Source organism: Actinoplanes sp. OR16 (assembly GCF_004001265.1).
GTDB lineage: Bacteria > Actinomycetota > Actinomycetes > Mycobacteriales > Micromonosporaceae > Actinoplanes.
On the sequence record NZ_AP019371.1, the window covers coordinates 7,406,276 to 7,425,095 of the forward strand.

At 69.6% G+C, this 18,820-nt stretch carries 22 protein-coding genes; 8 read left to right on the forward strand and 14 right to left on the reverse strand.

Going from position 1 to position 18,820, the window contains the following annotated elements; genetic code table 11:
• Positions 1-11: 11 nt before the first annotated feature.
• Genes EP757_RS34135 through EP757_RS34150 form a run of 4 tightly spaced genes read right to left on the reverse strand, consistent with a single transcriptional unit; the run spans position 12 to position 2,185 of the window.
• Positions 12-422, reverse strand: coding sequence for a hypothetical protein (locus EP757_RS34135; RefSeq protein ID WP_232050145.1), 411 nt, complete (start codon positions 420-422; stop codon positions 12-14).
• 41 nt (positions 423-463) lie between these two features.
• Positions 464-871, reverse strand: a complete 408-nt coding sequence (locus EP757_RS44225) for a hypothetical protein (RefSeq protein WP_232050146.1) — start codon at positions 869-871, stop codon at positions 464-466.
• Between the two features lie 22 nt (positions 872-893).
• Positions 894-1,259: a DUF2089 domain-containing protein gene (locus tag EP757_RS34145; RefSeq protein WP_127552509.1), complete on the reverse strand. Its 366-nt coding sequence runs from the start codon at positions 1,257-1,259 to the stop codon at positions 894-896.
• 32 nt (positions 1,260-1,291) lie between these two features.
• Positions 1,292-2,185 carry an SDR family oxidoreductase gene (locus EP757_RS34150; protein WP_127552510.1) on the reverse strand — a complete coding sequence of 298 codons (894 nt, stop codon included), beginning with the start codon at positions 2,183-2,185 and terminating at the stop codon, positions 1,292-1,294.
• 90 nt (positions 2,186-2,275) lie between these two features.
• On the opposite strand from EP757_RS34150, the gene EP757_RS34155 reads away from it, so the two are divergent.
• Positions 2,276-3,121: a helix-turn-helix transcriptional regulator gene (locus tag EP757_RS34155; protein ID WP_127554575.1), complete on the forward strand. Its 846-nt coding sequence runs from the start codon at positions 2,276-2,278 to the stop codon at positions 3,119-3,121.
• Here EP757_RS34155 and EP757_RS34160 read toward each other — a convergent pair.
• Positions 3,093-4,694: an FMN-binding glutamate synthase family protein gene (locus tag EP757_RS34160; protein ID WP_127552511.1), complete on the reverse strand. Its 1,602-nt coding sequence runs from the start codon at positions 4,692-4,694 to the stop codon at positions 3,093-3,095. The genes EP757_RS34155 and EP757_RS34160 overlap by 29 nt on opposite strands.
• A 75-nt stretch (positions 4,695-4,769) precedes the next feature.
• On the opposite strand from EP757_RS34160, the gene EP757_RS34165 reads away from it, so the two are divergent.
• From EP757_RS34165 to EP757_RS34175, 3 genes are all read left to right on the forward strand, one after another.
• On the forward strand, positions 4,770-5,174 hold the full coding sequence (locus EP757_RS34165) for a DoxX family protein (protein ID WP_127552512.1): 405 nt from the start codon (positions 4,770-4,772) through the stop codon (positions 5,172-5,174).
• A 102-nt stretch (positions 5,175-5,276) separates the two neighbouring features.
• Complete coding sequence (locus tag EP757_RS34170; RefSeq protein ID WP_127552513.1) at positions 5,277-6,038, forward strand: MIP/aquaporin family protein; 762 nt, start codon at positions 5,277-5,279, stop codon at positions 6,036-6,038.
• A gap of 46 nt (positions 6,039-6,084) precedes the next feature.
• Positions 6,085-6,813, forward strand: a complete 729-nt coding sequence (locus EP757_RS34175; protein ID WP_127552514.1) for a hypothetical protein — start codon at positions 6,085-6,087, stop codon at positions 6,811-6,813.
• A gap of 8 nt (positions 6,814-6,821) precedes the next feature.
• Here the strand turns inward: EP757_RS34175 and EP757_RS34180 are convergent, their stop codons facing one another.
• Positions 6,822-7,463: a Bax inhibitor-1 family protein gene (locus EP757_RS34180; RefSeq protein WP_127552515.1), complete on the reverse strand. Its 642-nt coding sequence runs from the start codon at positions 7,461-7,463 to the stop codon at positions 6,822-6,824.
• Between the two features lie 93 nt (positions 7,464-7,556).
• Between EP757_RS34180 and EP757_RS34185 the strand changes: the two genes are divergently transcribed.
• Positions 7,557-8,936, forward strand: coding sequence for a S28 family serine protease (locus tag EP757_RS34185; protein WP_127552516.1), 1,380 nt, complete (start codon positions 7,557-7,559; stop codon positions 8,934-8,936).
• An 83-nt stretch (positions 8,937-9,019) separates the two neighbouring features.
• Here EP757_RS34185 and EP757_RS43520 read toward each other — a convergent pair whose 3' ends face one another.
• The 4 genes from EP757_RS43520 to EP757_RS34205 are packed head-to-tail and all read right to left on the reverse strand — an operon-like array spanning position 9,020 to position 12,220.
• The gene (locus EP757_RS43520; protein ID WP_197725444.1) at positions 9,020-10,885 is read right to left on the reverse strand and encodes a DUF1932 domain-containing protein; all 1,866 of its coding nucleotides are present in this window, start codon (positions 10,883-10,885) and stop codon (positions 9,020-9,022) included.
• A gap of 32 nt (positions 10,886-10,917) precedes the next feature.
• Entirely contained in the window at positions 10,918-11,103 is a 186-nt protein-coding gene (locus tag EP757_RS34195; RefSeq protein ID WP_127552517.1) for a hypothetical protein, read from the reverse strand.
• 44 nt (positions 11,104-11,147) lie between these two features.
• On the reverse strand, positions 11,148-11,636 hold the full coding sequence (locus EP757_RS34200) for a hypothetical protein (RefSeq protein WP_127552518.1): 489 nt from the start codon (positions 11,634-11,636) through the stop codon (positions 11,148-11,150).
• Positions 11,633-12,220: a TetR/AcrR family transcriptional regulator gene (locus tag EP757_RS34205; protein WP_127552519.1), complete on the reverse strand. Its 588-nt coding sequence runs from the start codon at positions 12,218-12,220 to the stop codon at positions 11,633-11,635. Before EP757_RS34205 ends, EP757_RS34200 begins: the two co-directional genes overlap by 4 nt.
• 58 nt (positions 12,221-12,278) lie before the next feature.
• On the opposite strand from EP757_RS34205, the gene EP757_RS34210 reads away from it, so the two are divergent.
• Complete coding sequence (locus EP757_RS34210; RefSeq protein ID WP_160165969.1) at positions 12,279-13,034, forward strand: tyrosine-protein phosphatase; 756 nt, start codon at positions 12,279-12,281, stop codon at positions 13,032-13,034.
• A gap of 66 nt (positions 13,035-13,100) precedes the next feature.
• Here EP757_RS34210 and EP757_RS34215 read toward each other — a convergent pair whose 3' ends face one another.
• Positions 13,101-14,027 (reverse strand): zinc-binding alcohol dehydrogenase family protein, encoded by a 927-nt coding sequence (locus EP757_RS34215; RefSeq protein WP_127552521.1) that lies wholly within the window; start codon positions 14,025-14,027, stop codon positions 13,101-13,103.
• A gap of 87 nt (positions 14,028-14,114) precedes the next feature.
• On the opposite strand from EP757_RS34215, the gene EP757_RS34220 reads away from it, so the two are divergent.
• Positions 14,115-14,513 (forward strand): MarR family winged helix-turn-helix transcriptional regulator, encoded by a 399-nt coding sequence (locus EP757_RS34220; RefSeq protein ID WP_127552522.1) that lies wholly within the window; start codon positions 14,115-14,117, stop codon positions 14,511-14,513.
• A 125-nt stretch (positions 14,514-14,638) separates the two neighbouring features.
• Complete coding sequence (locus EP757_RS34225) at positions 14,639-15,364, forward strand: hypothetical protein (RefSeq protein WP_127552523.1); 726 nt, start codon at positions 14,639-14,641, stop codon at positions 15,362-15,364.
• On the opposite strand, the gene EP757_RS34230 is transcribed toward EP757_RS34225, so the two are convergent.
• From EP757_RS34230 to EP757_RS34240, 3 genes are read right to left on the reverse strand one after another with little or no spacing between them, the layout of a single operon-like run.
• Positions 15,336-15,950 carry an HAD family phosphatase gene (locus EP757_RS34230; RefSeq protein ID WP_197725445.1) on the reverse strand — a complete coding sequence of 205 codons (615 nt, stop codon included), beginning with the start codon at positions 15,948-15,950 and terminating at the stop codon, positions 15,336-15,338. The genes EP757_RS34225 and EP757_RS34230 overlap by 29 nt on opposite strands.
• A gap of 59 nt (positions 15,951-16,009) precedes the next feature.
• The gene (locus EP757_RS34235) at positions 16,010-17,596 is read right to left on the reverse strand and encodes a carboxylesterase/lipase family protein (protein ID WP_232050147.1); all 1,587 of its coding nucleotides are present in this window, start codon (positions 17,594-17,596) and stop codon (positions 16,010-16,012) included.
• A 14-nt stretch (positions 17,597-17,610) separates the two neighbouring features.
• Entirely contained in the window at positions 17,611-18,777 is a 1,167-nt protein-coding gene (locus EP757_RS34240) for a glycoside hydrolase family 1 protein (RefSeq protein WP_127552525.1), read from the reverse strand.
• Between the last annotated feature and the right edge of the window lie 43 nt (positions 18,778-18,820).

The window sequence follows — 18,820 nt, forward strand, 5'->3', positions numbered from 1 at the left end:
AGACGGCGGGATCACTCGCAGAAGACGCGCACCTTCGCATCCGGCTGATCGACCTCCACGGTCACCTCGTCGAGATGATCGACGAGCGCCTCCAGCTCCTCCGGCTTGAGCTGCGTCAGGTCGAAATGCACGCCCGACTTGGCCATCTCGGCATTGGCCTTGTCGAGCGCCTGCGGCGGGATCAAGGCCGTCAGCCGAACGCCGGCGCGCAGCAATTGCAGCGGCACCCGCACATTGACGCGTCCCTTCTCCCCGTCGTCGAGGGTGTCGACGAGGACCCGGAGGTACTTCGGCTTGACGCCCCGGGCGGCCGGCGTGGCACCCCAGGCGGCCGGCGGCGGCGTGGCCGCGGACTGTTCGCGGTCCAGGGCGGCGAGCAGCTGATCCGCCTCGTCCGCCGTGATCTTGCCGTCGGCCAGCATGCCGAGGATGGACCTGCGTTGTTCGGACATTCGAACCTCTCCTAACGGATGGTCACGAGAACGGCCGTGCGGCCGTGCTCGATGTCGACCTCGGTACCGGGCAGCGCCATGACGATGCTCCACCCGGCGGCGAGGGCCCGCGCCACGTCGACACGGAAGACGAGACAGGCAACGATCGCCACAAGACCGAGAAGGATCAGCAGCGGCGCGAGAACGACCGCCACGAGCAGCACCGGAATCCACAGCGAGATCGGCCGGCGGCCAGGGCGCGCGATCCGCACCGCCACGACCTGCGGAATCACCGCCGACGCTCCAAGATCGCGCCGGGAGGAACCGGGCGGCTGGAAGCCCAGCCGCCAGGGGCCCAGCCACCGGGAGAAGCCGAGCCACCGGGAGAAGCCGAGCCGCCGGGAGCCCAGCCGACAAACGTCCAGCCGGCGAATGCCCAACCGCTGAGCGGCACCCGCGGCATCATGACCGGCCTTCCAGCTCGGCCAGCGCCTCCTGAGCCGTGATCTCGCCACGCCCCAGCCGGTCGATCACGTCCGCCTGCGGTGGCGCCGGATCGGTCTCGACGAAATCGAGCATCTGGGAGATCCGGTTGAGCCGCGACTTGATCGTCGGATAGCTCACCCCGAAGATCTTCTCCATCTGCTTGATCGAGCCGTGGCACTGCACGAACGCCGTGACGAACACCTGGTCCTCGACGCCGAGTTGAGCCAGCTGCGGCAGCTCGAACTCACCCTCGATGGCGATGCCACTGCCCGCCAGCCGCACCCGCTCGACAACGAACGGCTGCCCCCGCGTCAGGTTCGTGAGATCTTGCCAATCTGTCATATGTCAACGTTACTCACGACGTACATTAATTTTCAAGAAGTTGATCTTAAGATTCTTGAAGAGACCTCCCAGATCCGCTGAGCATCCGACGCACTGCGCAGCCGGGAGTAGAGCTTCTGCTCGGCCGGCGGACCGGACAGATGACCGAAACCGGCCGGGCCGAAGAAGAGACCGTCGTCCGGCGAGATCGCGGCGAGCAGGGCCGGCAGCGCCGCGGTCTCCGGCGTGCCCACGAGCAGGCCCCTCTTCGAAAGACCGCGGATGATCCGTACGCCGACAGTGTCGCTCCCCCGACCCAACTCCGGACGCGCCGCGAGCAGACTCGTCGGCGCGATGCCGGGGTGCGCGAGGTTGCTGGTGATCCCCCAGCCCCCGGACCGGCTGCGCCGCGCGAGCTCCAGCCCGGACAACCCGAATGCGATCTTGGACTGGCTGTAGGCCCGGCGCCCGCTGTAGGACTTCTCCCAGTTGAGGTCGTCCCAGTTGATCGCGTTCTCGTCGGCGGCCACGCTGATCTGCGAGACGACCCGGGCCCGACCGGCCCGCAGCTGCGGCATCAGGTGCTCGACCAGCGCGAAGTGACCGAGATGATTGCTGCCCCACTGCAGCTCGAACCCGTCCTCGGTGGTCTGCCGGCTCGGCGGCGTCATCACCCCGGCGTTGAGGATCAGATAGTCGATCGGCCTCGGGAAGGTGGCGCCGAACGCCTCCACCGAAGCCAGCGACGCCAGGTCGAGGTCGGCCAGGGAGACCGCCGACGACGGGATCCGCGCCATCGCGGCAGCCCCTTTGGCCCGGTTGCGGACCGGCATGATCACCTCGGCGCCGGCCTCCGCCAGACGCCGCGCGATCACCAGGCCGACGCCGTCGCTGGCACCGGTGACGACGGCGAGTTTGCCCGACATGTCAGGAAGAGTGATGTCCATGCCGGCAATGCTGCGGGATCGCGCGAGGCGCATCCACGGCCTGACGATCCCAGGCTACGCAGCGCCACCGGTGATAGAACCGAACTTGTGATGATCGATCGAGCCGGGCTCGCCGAGTTCCTGCGCCGCCGTCGCGAGACCCTGCAACCCGAGGACGTCGGCCTGCCACGCGGGCAACGACGCCGCACGTCCGGGCTGCGCCGCGAAGAGGTCGCCACGCTCTGCCACATCTCCGCCGACTACTACAGCCGCCTCGAACGCGAGCGTGGCCCGCACCCGTCCGAGCAGATGATCGCCTCGATCGCGCAGGGCCTGCACCTGTCCCACGACGAGCGCGACCACCTCTTCCGGCTGGCCGGCCACCACCCGCCGGCCCGGGGCCCGATCGGCGAGCACATCAGCCCCGGCATGCTGCGCATCTTCGACCGGCTCACCGACGACACCCCCGCCGAGATCACCACCGAACTGGGCGAGACGCTGCGGCAGACCCCGCTCGGGCTGGCGCTGACCGGCGACCTCACCCGCTACACCGGGCCGTCCCGCAGCATCGGCTACCGCTGGTTCACCGACCCGGCGGTCCGCGAGCTCTACCATCCCGACGACCACGAGATGCACTCCCGCGTCTTCGCCTCAGGACTACGCAGCGTGGTCACCCTGCGCGGCCCGAAGTCGTGGGCCGCCCATCTGCAGAGCCTGCTCATGGCGAGCAGCGCGGAGTTCCGCCGGGTCTGGGACGACCACGAGATCGGCCTCCGATACCGCCACCTCAAACGGTACGTCCACCCGCACGTCGGCCACCTCGAACTGACATGCCAGGCCCTCCTCGACCCGGACGAGGGCCACTCCCTGCTCGTCTACACGGCGGCTCCCGGGACCGAGAGCTACGAGAAACTGCAGCTCCTGTCGGTCATCGGCTCGCAGCAGCTGACTCGCTAGCGAACGAGTCCTCCGACGGGGGTGCGCTTCCGCCCTGGGGCTCGGAGGCCGTCATGATCGTGGTGATGGCGGCCTGGTCCTGGGTTGACGGCAGGCCCCAGCCCGGCTGGTACCCGTACACGAGATCAAGGCTCTTCGACGAAGTGCGTCCATCGAGGATCTCGACGGAATCGGTGCTGATCAGGCCCGGGTGCTCGACCCCGCAGGCCTCGGCGACCTTGAGCAGGTCGCGGCGCAGCGTCTTGATGTAGTTCGCCGCGCGCACCGACTTGAGCGCGGGATCGAGGCCGCGGGTCAGCCACGTGTTCTGCGTGGCGACGCCGGTCGGGCAGGTGTCGGTGTGGCACTTCTGCGCCTGGATGCACCCGATCGCGAGCATCGCCTCACGACCGACATTGACCATGTCGCAGCCGAGCGCGAACGCCACGATCGCGTTGTCCGGCAGGCCCAGTTTGCCGGCGCCGATGAAGACCACCTTCTCGTGCAGCCCGCGTTCGGCGAAGAGTTTGTAGACGCGCGCGAATCCGACCTGGAACGGCAGCGACACGGTGTCCGTGAAGATCAGCGGCGCGGCGCCGGTCCCGCCCTCACCGCCGTCGATCGTCACGAAGTCGACGCCCCGCCCGGTCGTCGCCATCAGGGCGGTCAGCTCTTCCCAGAAGCCCAGGTCGCCGACCGCCGCCTTGATCCCCACGGGCAGCCCGGTCTCGTCGGCGAGCAGTTCCACCCAGTCGAGCAGGCTGTCGGTGTCGTCGAACTCGGCGTGCCGGGACGGGCTGATGCAGTCGACGCCCTGCGGGATGCCACGGGTCTCGGCGATCTCTTTCGACACCTTGGCGGCGGGTAGCAGTCCGCCGAGGCTGGGTTTGGCGCCCTGACTGAGTTTGATCTCAATCGCCTTGACCGGGTTCTTCGCGACGTTTGCTTTGAGCCGCTCCAGGTCGAAACGTCCGTTCTCGTCCCGGCAGCCGAAGTACGAGGTGCCGATCTGGAAGATCAGGTCGCCACCCTTGCGATGGTAGGGCGAGAGCGCGCCCTCCCCCGTGTTCTGCAGGCACCCGGCGATCGCCGCGCCCCGATTCAGCGCCTCGATCGCCGCGCCGGAGAGCGAGCCGAAACTCATCCCGGAGATGTTCACCACCGATTCAGGACGAAAGGCCTTCTTCCGTACGCGGGAAGCACCGAGAACCTTCGCACACGGCACATAGGCCTCATAGCCGGCCGACGGGTTGGATCGTGGCACCGCCCGGCCGAACGTCCTGTGCTTGATGATCGGGTATCCGGACGTGTACTCGATGTCGTTGTCGGTCCCGAACCCGAAGTAGTTGTTCTCCTTCTTCGCCGACGCGTACACCCACCGCCGCTGATCCCTGGTGAACGGCCGTTCCTCGTTGTTGCCGGCCACCACGTACTGCCGCAACTCCGGCCCGATCGCCTCGATCAGGTAGCGCCCGTGCCCGAGCACCGGGAAGTTCCGCAGCAACGCATGATCACGCTGCAGCAGATCCCGCACCGCGACCGCCGCCACCGCCGCACCAGCGGCCGCCGCGGCCGCGCGTAGACCCCGACTCATGCTGCCTTCTTGACCGCTCAGAAGTTCTCTAAACCCGGCCCGATGAGTTCCGCGTCCCCGCCCGGTCCTACCCGCATGACTGACATCGCCGCTACTCCCGCACCCGCCCTCAACCGCACGCTGTGGGTCTTCCAGATCCTCCTCGGCGCCTTCATGATCGTCGCCTCGGCCGCCCCCAAGCTGGTGGGCGAGACCAACGCCGTCCAGACGTTCGACGACATGGGCGCGCCCACCTGGTTCCGCTACTTCATCGGCGTGGTCGAACTGGCCGGTGGCGTAGGCCTGCTGATCCCCCGCCTGACCCGCGCCGCCGCGATCGGCCTGATGCTGCTGATGGTCGGCGCCACTTATACCCAGCTCTTCATCCTCGACGGCGGAGCGATAGCCCTGACCCCGGTGATCCTCTTCTTCTGCTTCGCCTTCATCGCCTGGGGCCGCCGCCCCAGTTCCCGCCGCCCCAGTTCCCGCCGCCCTGCTTGATCTTGCAGTCGATCGACGGATGGCTCGGACCGCATCCGGCGGCATCCTCGGAATCCGGCGCACCCGGGACAGTCCCGGACAGCGCGTCAGCGGAGGACCGCCATGCCCCACACCATCATCGACGGTACGGCCACGCCCGTGCACCGCCTCGGCCTGCACGGGCACCGTATCGGCTCCGCACTCGGCAGGGCGTCGGCGGCGGAGTTCGCCGGAACCTTCGTCCTGGTGGTCGCCATCGCCACCACCGCTGTGGCGGCGACCCTGCACACTCCCGGCAGCACCGTCCTCGGCGGCGCCACCGTGCCGGTAGCCGCCACCGCGGCGCTCACTGCGATGATCGTCGTACTGGGCGGGGTCAGCGGCGGCCACTTCAACCCGGCCGTCACCGTCGCCCTGGCCGTCATCGGGCGTTTCCCCTGGTCACACGTCGCGCTCTACGCAGCGGCGCAGCTGGCCGGCGGTGTGGCGGCGGGTCTCGCCGTCTGGGGTTTCGCCGGTCCGCCAGGTCGATCGGCGGCCGCTCTCGGCGCCACCACCCCGGCGCCCGGCGTCAACGGCCTGCGCGTACTGCTGATCGAGGCCGTAGTCACGTTCCTGCTCGTCCTGGTCATCGTGGCCGTCGCCGCCGACCCGTCGACGCCCCGATCGAGGGCCGCCCTCACGATCGGCGTCACCCTGGGCCTCGCGATCCTTCTCAGCGGCCCGCTCACCGGCGCCGGCGTCAACCCGGCCCGTGCCCTCGGCCCGATGCTGGTAGCCGGCCACCTCACCGACTGGTGGGCGTACCTGCTGGGCCCCCTGGCCGGCGGCGCGGCGGCCACCCTCCTCTACGACCGCCTGCTCCCCGCCACGCGCCACCCCTGATGCATCCACCCGGCTTGGTAGCGTGACCGGCTCGGGGAGGTCGAGCGTGGTCAACGTCGTGGTGCAGCGTCCTGCGCGCCGGTCCGTGGTGATCGTGGCAGCGGTGGTGCTCGGAGTCCTGGCGTTCGCGGCCGACGCCGTTGACGGTGCTGCCGGGCCGGTCATGATCGCGCTGGTCAGCAGCGGTCTCGCCTGGGGATCGGCGGCTCTGCTGGCCGGGCGGGCGGCCCCGGACCGCCGCAGTGCGATGACCGGCGCCACCGCGCTGCTGGTGACGGCGACGCTCGTCTACTACCTGCTCATCCTCGTGGTCAGTCGCCGATGGAGCGGTGGCACGCTGGTGGACGGGTCGTCGGCGGACGGGTACGGCCTCCGTTCGCTGGCGGTCATGACCACGGTCTGGCTGCTCATATCGGTGGACGCCGGTCCGGCGCTGGGCCTGCTCGGCCGGGCGACCCGCACGGCGCGGCTGCCGATCGCCGCACTGGCAGCGGGCGCCGCGTGCGGGTTGCTGTCCGGCCAGGGCTGGCAGAGCGCCAGGACCGCGCCACCCTGGCGCCTCCTCCAGGTGATCACGGACGGCGGCGTCGCCAGAGGATTCGTCGCCGCGCAACTCGTGGCGGTCGCTCTCCCACTCGTGGTGCTCGCGTGGCTGGCCACCGCCGGACGTCTGTGGCGTGCCTGGCCGATCCTGCTGCTCGCCACGGCCGCCACCACGACGCTGAGCGCGGTGTGCTGGCATCTGCTCCGCACGGCCGCGAACCACCTGGGCTGACGAGACGATCAGCGACTCCCTCGGAAGATGCGGAGGAAGAAGAGGAACACGTTGAGGATGTCGAGGAAGATGGACGCGGCCAGCAGCGGCGCCACCTCGATGTCGCGGGATCGGCGCAGGCGCTGGAAGTCGAACATGATGAAGCCGGCGAAGATGACCAGGCCCAGGATCGAGTAGATCAACGCGCCGCCCGGGATGTTCACGAAGATCAGGACGATGCCGAACACGATGAGGGCCAGCAACGCCCAGAAGCAGATTCGAGCGAGCGCGGAGAGATCGCGACGCGTGGCGTACCCCGCAGCTCCGAAACCGGCGACGAAGAGCGCCGTGGCAGCTCCCGCCTGCCAGAGGGCCTGCGGATCGGTGCTGGCGTAGTAGACCAGCGTCGGCGCTGTCGCGACGCCGATGAGCAGGCCGAAGAGGAGCAGCAGCGCCACCGTTGTCTGCGTCGACTTGCGGACCGTGAACTGCATGGCGATCAGGGCTGCGAACGACGCGAGGTAGGCGAGGAAGGCGACGCCGGGCAGCAGATTGCGGCCGATGTAGGCGCCGAACGCGAAGAAGCCGGTGGTGGCCGCGACGTAGCCCATGGTCTGGGCGAAGAGAACCCGTCCACGATCTTGGACGACAGCGGGGTAAGCCTGATCCATCCGCCCATGGTGGATCTCCGCGAGAGGAAGGGAACCCTCCGCAACGGATGAGATGAGCCCCAACGATGTCGATACATCGATATGGTGTCCGGCGTGAGACAACGCATCGTGGCTACCCTCATGACCATTCTGGTGGCGCTCACCCCCGCCACCGCCGCCCATGCCGCCGATGACCCTCTGCTGGACCAGCTGAAGGCCATCCCCGGACTCACCATCACCTCGGAGACGGCCGGGACCGGCTACCGGTTCTTCGTCCTGACCTACCGCCAGCCGGCCGACCACCGGCACCCGAAGGCGGGCACCTACGAGCAGCGCCTCACCCTGCTGCACCGGTCCGAGACGTCCCCGGTGGTGCTGTTCACCAACGGGTACGGCCTGGCCGCCAGCCCGCGCCCGACGCAGACCGAGCCGACGGCCCTGCTCACCGCGAACCAGATCTCGGTGGAGCACCGCTTCTTCACGCCGTCGCGGCCGGCCGACGCCGACTGGTCGGATCTGAACATCTGGCAGGAGGCGACCGACGAGCACCGGATCGTCACCGCGTTCAAGTCGATCTACGACACGAACTGGATCCAGACCGGTGGCAGCAAGGGCGGCATGACGAGCGTCTACCACCGCCGCTTCTACCCGAACGACGTGGACGGCGTGGTCGCGTACGTCGCGCCGAACGACGTGATCAACCCGGAGGATCGGGCGTACGACAAGTTCTTCGACACCGTCAGCACCGCCGAGTGCCGCACGACGCTCGACAACGTGCAGGCCGAGGCGCTGCGCCGGCGGGACACGCTGCTGCCGCGCCTGGAGGCGGCCGCCGCGGAGAACGGCTGGACGTTCAGCAACACGATCGGCACCGCCGACCGCTCGTTCGAGATGACGGTCCTCGACTCGGTGTGGGCCTTCTGGCAGTACAGCCTCGCCGCCGACTGCGCGACCGTCCCGGTGGCGGCCACCGCGACCGACGACGAGATCTACAACTGGATCGACACCGTGGCCGGCTGGAGCTTCTACACCGACCAGGCCCTGGAGTACTACTGGCCGTACTACTACCAGGCCGCCTCCCAGCTGGGCTGGCCGAGCCTGCGCTTCGAGCACCTCAAAGGCCTGCGCAACTACCCGGGCCTCTACACGGCGAACTCGTCTCTTCCCGAGGAGCTGCGCCGGCGGCACAACCCCGTACCGATGATCGATGTTGATCTCTGGGTGAAGACCGCCTCGCAGCGGATGCTCTTCATCTACGGCGAGAACGACCCGTGGGGCGCCGAACGCTTCAAGCCGAGCAAGCGCGATTCGGCCCTCTTCGTCGCCCCGGGCGCCAACCACGGCGCCAACATCGCCCGCCTGAACCCGGCCGACAACGCGGCAGCGACGGCCATGCTGCGTCGCTGGGCGGGCGTGACCGCGTCGGTCTCCACCTTCAAGACCGCCGACATCCCCCTGGATGACGGCCTCGGCGACCGCCGCCGCATCAACTGACAAACCCGATCACCTCGCGCCCGCCGGCTCGGTGCCGGCGGGCGCTCCTTTTTCCTCGCAACGGCGTCCGCCGGGCAGCGGTCCTATGCGGTTGCAGTGGCGTGGAGCCAGGAGGTCAGTCTGTCCACGGTGTCGGGCTCGAGGGCTGGTGTGGCGTGCTGCAGCAGGGTTGTGAGGTCGGTGCGCTGGTGGGTCGTGATGACCGACTCGGGCGTCACGCCGGACCGCCAGGTCGATGCTGTGACGTCGCGGGCGAGGCGGGTGATGTCCGCTCGGGCCCGTGCGGCGAGCTTCGGGTCCGGGTCGATGGCGGCGATGAGTCCAGCTCGAAGGCACGTCGAGACGGTCCCCGCGGTGAGCAGGCGGTAGCCGCCACGGCGCAGGGCTGTCCTGGCATCGGTGAGCAACTGCCAGAGCAGCTCGGCCTCGACCAGCTTCACTATCGGCCGCAACGCGGTGACTGCTTCGCGGACCACCCGCGTGGACGGATCGTGCAGCATCGGTGCCACGCGTGCCGCGTCGACCGCGTCGAGCTGACGTAGTGCCCGTACCGCGGCGGCGCGGACCGTAGCCTCTGGATGGTCCAGCAGGGGGTTGAGCAGCGCCGATTCCTGCGCCGAGACGGTCTCGGCGAAACCGGCGATCACCGGTGGGGTCGGTTTGTCGAGCACGGCGGAGCGGTACCACGCGACCGCGTCGACGCCGGCACGGCGGGCCGCGTCGCGTGCCAGTGCCCGCGCCAGGGGCGCCGCGTCGTCGAGGTGCGCCACCACGTCGGCGTCATCGCCGGTGGGACTCAGCCCGGTCAGCGCTGCGGCCCGTACCTCTGGCCGGCGGCTTCGGGCCAGGCGGCGCAGTACGGCAACGCGGCGCCGCCAGACGGCATCGCGGCAGGCCATCTCGGCAGCGCGAGCCCTGATCGGCACGTCAGGGCCTGACTCGGCGAGGTCGATCAACTCGTCGGGAGAGAACCAGCCCCAGCTGAGTCCGAGGTCGCAGCAGAAGCGCCGGGAGGCGGGATGTGATGATGCCGCCAGAGACCGCCGGTCCTCGGGCGATGCCGTCGAGAAGGCGGCCTTCACCTGGGCTACGGCGAACGCGCCGCGGTAGCGCTGGTCGATCGCTGTCGTCACCGGCAGCACAGCGCCGAGATATCTGACCGGATCGTCGGCGAGCAGCAATGCCAGACCGGCACGGGCATGGTCGCGCACCGAGCGAACCCAGTCACTGGTACGCAACACCAGGAACGGCATCAGCTCCACCGACGGCGCGGCCAGCATCGCGGTCACCGCCCGCTCGCGGACCCGTCCGTCACCATGAGTGCTGGCCAGTGCCACCGCGAGCGGAGCGCCGAACGCGCCGGCCGCCGCCCGGGTGACCACATGTTCCGCCGGCGATGCCTGAGGCCTCTGGTGCCACCACGCACGCCGTGCGTTCTCATCCAGCCGCACCACGACGCGCGGCCACTCGGCAAGGACAGCCAGAGCAGCGTGGCCCGACTCGCGGTCTCCGGTGACGGCGAGCTCCGCGAGCAGCGTCGTGAGATGCCCGACCGGTGGGCACCCGCCACGAGCAGCCTCCTCGACGGCCACCCACACCGGATCAGTCACCGGACGGTTCACCACCGCGGGAACAGACTTCCGGTCTCGCCGCCACAACTTGATCACTGCGTCATCGTGCCCCAGCGGCAACGAACGCACCGCATGATTTTCACCCGCGCTCGCCGCCTTCGCCCAGACCGCGGCGAACGACGCGAAGAGTGACGGTGTGAGACCTGCCGCGGCCTGGGACTCGGCGATCTGGTGCATCTCGGCGACGTAGCGGTGTGCCTTGGTGGCGGCGAGCGCCACCTCGTACGGGGTTCCGAAGCGCTCGCCGAGGTCGGCCATCACCGGCTCCAGGACTCCGTCGGCGGACGCGGCACGGATCGCCTGTGTCATCAGCGCCATCAGTCCCTTGTACACCGACGCCGTTGACATCTTCACCGCGCTGGCAGCGCCGACGCGGTCACCGGTGACACGGCGTTGAGGTCCACCACGAGTGGCCGTTCAGCCCATCGCGGCGACCGGCCCGCCAGCGAGGTGACCACGTCGTGACCACCCTGGCGCAACGCCCAGCCGAGCCCCGAGCCCATGTGCCCCGCACCGATCAAGCCGATGACCTTCATGCCGGCGATCCATTCGGAGAACGGCTGTGGCGAGTGCCCGCCGATCAGTAGTGGGCGGCGACCTGCGTCACCGGATGTCCCAGTGCCGCTTCGGCGGCGGCCAATTCCTTCTCGTCCAGTTCCCAGGCGCCTCGTGCCCAGTTTCTGACGCTCACCTCGAACCGCGCGAATCCGACGGGCGCCTCGAACCGTAGTTCTGGCAGCGTCAACGCCGCCGCGCAACACGGGACGGTGACGCTCAGGTCGTGGATGGTCGGCTCTCCGATCATCCGCCCGCCGTTTCTTTCCCGGACCAGTTCCCAGAACCAGTCCAGACCGATATCCGCCTCACATCGGGGGCAGAAGAGGTCCTGCGTGTACTCGCCGCCATCGATCAGGGTGATGCGCTCGTAATAGATCGGCTCGACTGCCTCCGCGTGGTCGCCCGGTCCGGCGAAGAGCCCGGCCACAAACGTGACCGTGCGAGCGGCCGCCTCGGCGGTGGGCTGCCATGCGGGATCCGTCGGGATCACCCGGATGAAAAGCTCGCTCATCTCGCGCGCACTCGCTCGTAGAGGCCGTTGACGGCGATCGTGAAAACGGCGGCGTAGTCGATGCGGTCGGGCAGGGTGGACCACTGGTCGCGGATGCCCTCGTTGAGAGCCAGCAGTTCGAGGACGAGTTGCTGCGGATCCGTTCCCTCGGCTATCTCGCCTGCGGCGATGCGATTCTGTACGAAGGGCGCCAGTGTCTCCAGGGCGGCCTCGAGATTGCGGCGTGCGCGGCCCTGCACCGGGTGGCCTTCGATGCGGGAGGCGCCGGTCAGCATGACGCGGAATCGGAGCAGGTCGGGTTCCTGGGCGGCGAGGCGGACGACCGCGATGAACTCGTCGAACAGGGCGCGCACCGACTCCGCGGGCAGCTTGATCGACTGATAGACCTCTTCGCGGAGCTCGACGACGGCCAGGAACAGGTCGCGCTTGGTGGCGAAGTGGTGCAGCACTCCCGCGTCCGTCACCCCGGCCGCCCGGGCGATGTCGGCGATGCGGGCGTTCTCGTAGCCCTTGCGGCCGAACTCCCTGGTGGCGGCGGTGAGGATCCGGGTTCGCCGGGCGTCGCCGCGAGAGAGCCGTTCCATCCAGCGATTCTACCGGCTAACTTAGTCGCTACTAGGTTTGTCCGTCGCAGGAGGCTGTGTGAGCGCGTTCATCGCCGGGACCTACAACTCCCGGGACACCGGAGGCATCCCGCTCGCGACGGGCGGTTCGACCCGGGCGGGGGTGCTCTACCGGTCCGATGCTCTCGCCGGCGTGACCGACGAGGGCATCCGCACTCTGACAGCCGGCCCGATCGGCACGATCGTCGACTTCCGGACCGACCTGGAGCGAACCGGACTGGAGAATCCCGCCGTGCCCCGGGTCACCACCGTGGAATCGCCGTTGCTCGAAGCGGCCTTCACCGGCATGCCGTCGGCCGGACTCGACGAAGCAGCACTGCGAGCCCTCATCCCCTCGCTGGCGGACATCTACATCCGGATGCTCGGCTCGGCTGCCGCAACGTTCGCCGAGGTCGCGCGACTCGTCGCCAGGCCCGCCGACGAAACGCACGGTGGTGTGCTGGTGCACTGCACGGCCGGCAAGGACCGTACGGGCGTGGCCGTCGCCCTGCTGCTCGACGCGGCGGGTGCCGACCGTGACGCCGTCATCGCCGACTACGTGCTGAGTGAGACGAACCTGGCCGGCGAGTGGACCGAACTCATGCTGGCCCGCCTGGCCGCCTGGGGAGCGCCGCTCATCCCGGCGATCACGGACCTGGTCACCGCCACACCACCGGAGGCGATCAAGGCCGTCTTCGCGTGGGTCGACGAGCGTGGCGGCTCGGCTGGCTACCTGCGCGGCGGCGGCCTGTCCGAGGCCGACCTCGGCGCGCTGCGGGAGCGGATCGCCGGCTGAGGGGAAACCGGCGACCCGCGAGCGATCACATCCCGCCGACGCCGATGGTCCTGCCGCAGGTTGATCTCAGGGCACCAGGACGATGCGATCGGTGGTGGTCGCGGTCCATGCTCGGGTCACGTCGGCGAGAGCGGCGGCTGTCGCTCGTACCTCTATCTCGCCCTTGGAGATCGCGGCCGCGAGGCCCGGCAGTTCCGTGAGGAAATCGCGGGCCGGGACCGAGCCGATGCCGCTGCCGACGAGCTGCAGGCGGGCCGAGCGGAGCGCCGCCGACGGGATCGGAGCCGTCGCGCCGGCCAGCGAACCGATCTGGATCCAGGTCAGGGGCGCGGACCGGTCGGCGCGGGCGGTCAGCATCGGGATCATCGCGGCGGCGCTGACGTCACCCCACACGTAGTCGAGCACGACATCCACATCGGCCGCGACCGCGAGCCCGTCGAGAGTGCAGGTCTCGTCGGCGCCGAGCGCCTGGAGTTCGGCCAGGCGCTGCTCGTCGCGGCCGGCGGCGATCACCTGTGAGGCGCCGAAGAGCTTGGCTATCTGTACGGCCATCCGCCCGGCGTTGCCGGTCGCGCCGATGATCAGAACCCGTTGCCCGGGGACGAAGTCGATACGCCGGCGCAGCGCGACCCACGACGACATCCCGGGGTTCATGGCCGCGGCGATGCGAACCGGGTCGGCGTCGTCGGGCAGCAGCACGCTGCGGCGGAGGTCGATGACGGTGCGCTCGGCGAACGTGCCGGAGGTCGTGTCGTCGAGGGCGGCGTACCGCAGCCGGCCCTCCTGGTCGCGGACCACCCCGTCGGCGCCCGGGACCAGCGGAAACCGGCCGGTGCTGCTGTAGTGCGAGCCGGTCGCCTTGGACCGGGTCAGGTGGTGCAGGCCGGCGGCGAGGACCTGCACCACCTGCTCGTGGTCGCCGGACGCGACCGGTTCGGGGAATTCGCCGTAGACGGGCGGGGTGCCGGGCCCGGAGAGGACTGCTGCGCGCATGGAGGGCTCCTCGTTCTGGATTGGTTCGTATTACCAACTACTTCGAGAATGGTTCGTAATCCCAACCATGTCAAGTAGCATCGCGTCATGGATCCGCTCATCGACGCGCTCACCCGCTGCACGTTCGAGGTGACCGCGGTGCTGACCCGCATCGGCGCCGAGAACGACCTGTCCCTCACCCAGCTGCGGGTACTCGGCATCCTGCGCGACCGGCGGCTGCGGGTGACCGAGCTCGCCACCTATCTGGGCCTGGACAAATCCACGATGTCCGGCCTGATCGACCGCGCCGAACGCCGGGGCCTGCTGGCCCGCGAACGCAATCCGTCCGACGGCCGGGCCGTCGACGTCTTCATCACCCCGGCCGGCCTGGAACTCGCGTCCCGGCTGCGCGCGGAGCTCGAGCGCGCCCTGACCCCGGCCGTCGACCGGCTGCTGCCGGAACAGCGCACCCAGCTGCTGAGCCTGCTCGAAACCCTGACCCGCTGACCCGCCGTCCGGCTTCTGCGGCCACGATGAACCGGATCCCGCCACGGCGCCCGACGTCTACAATCACGGGTCCGGCACTTCGCCGACAATGGACGGAGAGCGCGCACGTGGCTTGGGCCCGATTGGTGAATTCGATCCTGCCGCACGATGACGACGTGGAGGGCCTGGAAGTATTCGGTGTGCCGCCGCTGCGGGCCCGGCTGCTGGCCCGAACGATACGCCGGGACGTCACGGACACCGTCTGCTCTCTGCTGCCCGGAGTGGAGCGGACCACCGGAGTCACCTGGCTGTTCGTCCTCGAGAACCTGCTGGCGATGCAGGTCAACGAGATGGTCCGCGACCTGGAGCCCGGGATTCCGGACGCACAGCTGAATTCAGCGGCCTTCGCCCTCGGGGTGATGTTCCCGATCAGCCAGGAGCTGCGTCGCCGCCATGACGCCGCGCTGCCGGAGACACCGCTGGTGTCCTGCCCGCCGACGAGAAGCCTCCCGGACGTTCCGGAGCGACTGCGCAGGCTCCGGGAGATCTATGCCACGAGGTCGGAGGAGATCCTTTCCGCGTACGGGACCTCGGCCTCGCGGATGCTGCAACGGCAATCCCGCGTCGATGACGTCACATCGATGATGACCAGCATGGACGACCTTCCATGGGGATCCTGGACGGCCTTCACCGCTGTGGCCGCGATGCAGCATCACGGCGACATCCTTCCGGTTCCCGGGCGCACGGCGTCCGAGAAGAAGGGCGCCGAACGCGAGCAGGCGGAGGCGGCCGGCCTGGCCTTCACGCTCGCCCGGGCGATCGCCATCGACACCGCGATCGGCCTCATAGCCCGAGCCGGCGTCGAGTACTGAGGAGCGCTTCGACCTCACGGATGGTCTGCGCGGTGTCCTGGAAAAGGACGGCGTGCATTCCGTACGCCCGCGCGCTCCGCACCAGGGCCGGCGAGTCGTCCACGAACACCGTCTCGTCCGGCGCGGATCCCAGGCGCCGGCAGGTGAGCTCCCACAGTCGCGGGTCGGGTTTGTTCATCCCCTCCTCGTGTGAGTAGATCACCTCGTCGACGAGGTCGCTCAGACCGTATCTCTGCTGCTCCCGCTCGCGCGCGCCGACGAAGCTGTTGCTCAGGATCCCGGTACGGCAGGCGGGGCGCAGCCCTCGGACGAACGCGATCAGCGCGGTGTTGGGGCGGCCGAGGTACTGCTCCCACATGTCGGCCATCACCTCCTCGGCGTCGAGCCCGAGCCGCTCGCTCAGCGCCTGATGGACCTCGGCCTCGGTCACGCCGCCGATCGCGCCCGCCTCCCACACGTCAGCCATGGCCGCGCCGATCGTCCCGCGCTCCAGGCCGAGCTTCGCCTCCCACCGGGCGTCGAAGTCCATCGGCTCGACCAGCGCCAGCACCCCGCCGACGTCGAAGACCACTGCCCGCACCGTCATGGCACGCACTGTACGGATCGGCGCAAACCAGCTCTGATCAGTCCGCGCGGCGGCTTCCGTCACGCCCGACGTTCCCAGTACAGCCGTTCGCTCTGGTCCGGGTCCTCGACGATCCTGCACGTGGCGTCGATCCACATGGTGGCCCGGTCCCGGCGGGTGTAGGCGGGCCAGCGCGGCACCCCCGGCGCGTCCGGCCGGCCGTCGCGGGCGAAGCCGGCCCAGAGCGCGCTCATGTGCCGGGCGGTCGCCCGCTCCCCCGCCGGTTCGGTGGACGGAGTGTTAGCGAACTTGAGGGGGATGTCGGAGGCGTGCGGGGAGCCGAGCGGGAAGTCGGTGCCGGGCACCACGGTCGGGTCCGGATAGGCGAGCTGGTACATGTACACCGGCGCCCGCCGCTGGGCCACCTTCGCCTCGGCGATGGCGATCGCGTCGCGCCGGATCGGTGAGGTGGTGATCACGAAGTACAGCTGCGCCGGGGTGGCGCCCGGCCGCGAGCGGCGGAAGACCTCGATGATCCGGTCGAGTTCGGCGCCCTGATAGGTGCTGCTCAACCGGCTGCGCAGCCCGGCGAGATCGAGGCTGAAGACGTCCTTCGGCCCGAAGAGGCTGAAGAAGACGGTCTCGTCGCGCGTGGTGCCGACCATCAGCGGTTTCCCGGCCGACCATGGCGCCGCCCCGTCAGCGAACGGGTGCCGCGGGATGATCCGGCCGTCGACGAAGGCCCCGAAGCCGGGCAGCGGGTCGGGGTCACCCCACGGCGCGACCCCGTTCGCCGCCTCGGACACCTGGACTTCGAGGAGCCGGGCGGCCGGGATGTCGTGCAGCTTGCGGACGTCGCGACGGGTCAGCCCGAGCAGGTGAAGGGTGCGGTCGGCGCGCGCGACCGCGCCGTCCCGGGTGGGGAACCGCAGGGGCGCGGCGCTCTCGATCGACGCCTTGTGGAACAGCTTCGCCGCCGCCGGCATGGTGTAGACGGCCGCGGTCTTGGCGCCGCCGCCGCTCTCGCCCCAGACCATGATGTTGTCCGGGTCGCCGCCGAAGTAGCCGATGTTCTCGGCCGTCCAGCGCAGTGCCGCGAGGATGTCCTGCATGCCCTGGTTGGCGGCGTGACCATCACCGAGGTACAGGTAGCCGAGCAGCCCGAGCCGGTGGTTGGACTCGACCACCACGACGTCGTACAGCCTGGCCAGTCGTGTGCCGTCCTGCCCGGTGGCGGAACCCGACCCGATCATGTATCCGCCGCCGTGGTTGTAGAACATCACCGGGCGGCGTCTGCCGTCGACCGCCGGGGTCCAGATGTTGAGGTAGAGGCAGTCCTCGGACGGTGCCGGCATCCGGCCGTTGCCGCTCGGGCCCATCTCACCTCCGGCCACCTGAAAGGCGGGGTTCGGAAAATCCACCGCATCCCGTACGCCGCGCCACGGTGGCAACGGCTGCGGCGCCCGGAACCGGAGCTTGCCGACCGGCGGGGTGGCGTACGGGACGCCGAGGAATTTGACGATGCCGTCCTGCCGGCGGCCGCGGACCCGGCCGTACCGGGTCGCCGCCTCCTCCTTCCACCGGCCGGGGCGGGCCTGGGCAGGAGCCGCGACCAGGGACGAGGCGGCGACGGCCAGCGATCCGGCGATCAGCGTTCTGCGGGGCACTCCCGGTTCCATGATCAGACCTCTTTCGACGCGCGGATGATGTCGGCGAACTCGTGGGCGCTGGGTTTGGGGTGACGGGTGAAGTCGTCGCCGACGGCGATCAGCCCGAATCGGGGCCGGTAGCCCTCGGACCACTCGAAGTTGTCGAACGCCGACCAGTGCAGATAGCCGCGCACGTCGACACCTTCGGCGATGGCCCGGGCGGTGGCCGCCACGTGCGAACGCAGGTAGGCGACGCGTTCGGTGTCGTCCTCGGTCGCGATGCCGTTCTCCGTGACGTAGAGCGGCAGACCGGCGCGAGCGGCGCGGTGCAGCATCTCGCGCAGGCCGTCCGGGTGAACCGCCCAGCCCATCTGGGTCAGGGGGAAACCCGCGGGTGGCGGCGCGAAGAGGAACGGCGATCCCGGGTCCACCCACTGTTTGCGGTAGAACTGCACGCCGAGCCAGTCGCCGCCGTCGACGCCGGTCAGGCCGTCGAGGTAGCGGTCGACGATCTCGTGGCGCATCAGGCCGAGGAACGGCTCCGGCCCGTCGAGCAGCGGTAGCTGCACGGCCAGGCCGATTCGTGCGCCACCGGCGGCGCGGATCGCCGTGACGGCGGCGAGGTGGGCGTCGAGCAGCACGCCGCCGACGCGCCGCCAGAGCGTCGGGTTGGTGATACCCGGCGGGTGGTAGCCCTCGAGGTAGCCGTGCAGGGCGATCATCTGGGGCTCGTTGATGGTGCAGATGAACGGCATCAGGTCACCGAGCTCGGCCGTCACCCGCGCGCAGTAACGGGCGAAGAGATCGACCGCGTCGGGCGCGAGCCAGCCGCCGCGGGCCGGCAGCCAGCGCGGCAGGGTGAAGTGGTGCAGGGTCACGAAGGCGGTCATGCCGGTGCTGGCGAGGGCGGTCAGCACCCGGCGGTAGTGGCCGATCGCCGCGCGGCTGAACTCGCCGGGAGCGGGTTCGATCCGGGACCACTCCACGGACAGCCGGTGGGCGTTGTGTCCCAGTGATGCCAGGAGCGCGAAGTCTCCGGCGTACCGATGGAAGTGATCGATGCCGTCGCCGGACGACCACCTCGCGGCAGAGGCGGGGTTCTGCTCGAAGTCCCACCAGTCGTTGTTGTGGTTGCCACCTTCGACCTGATGAGCCGAAGTGGCGCTTCCCCAGAGGAATCCGTCCGGGAATGTCGGCATCTGTCTCCTCGACAGGAGGGCCCGGCCGCCGGAGCGGCCGGGC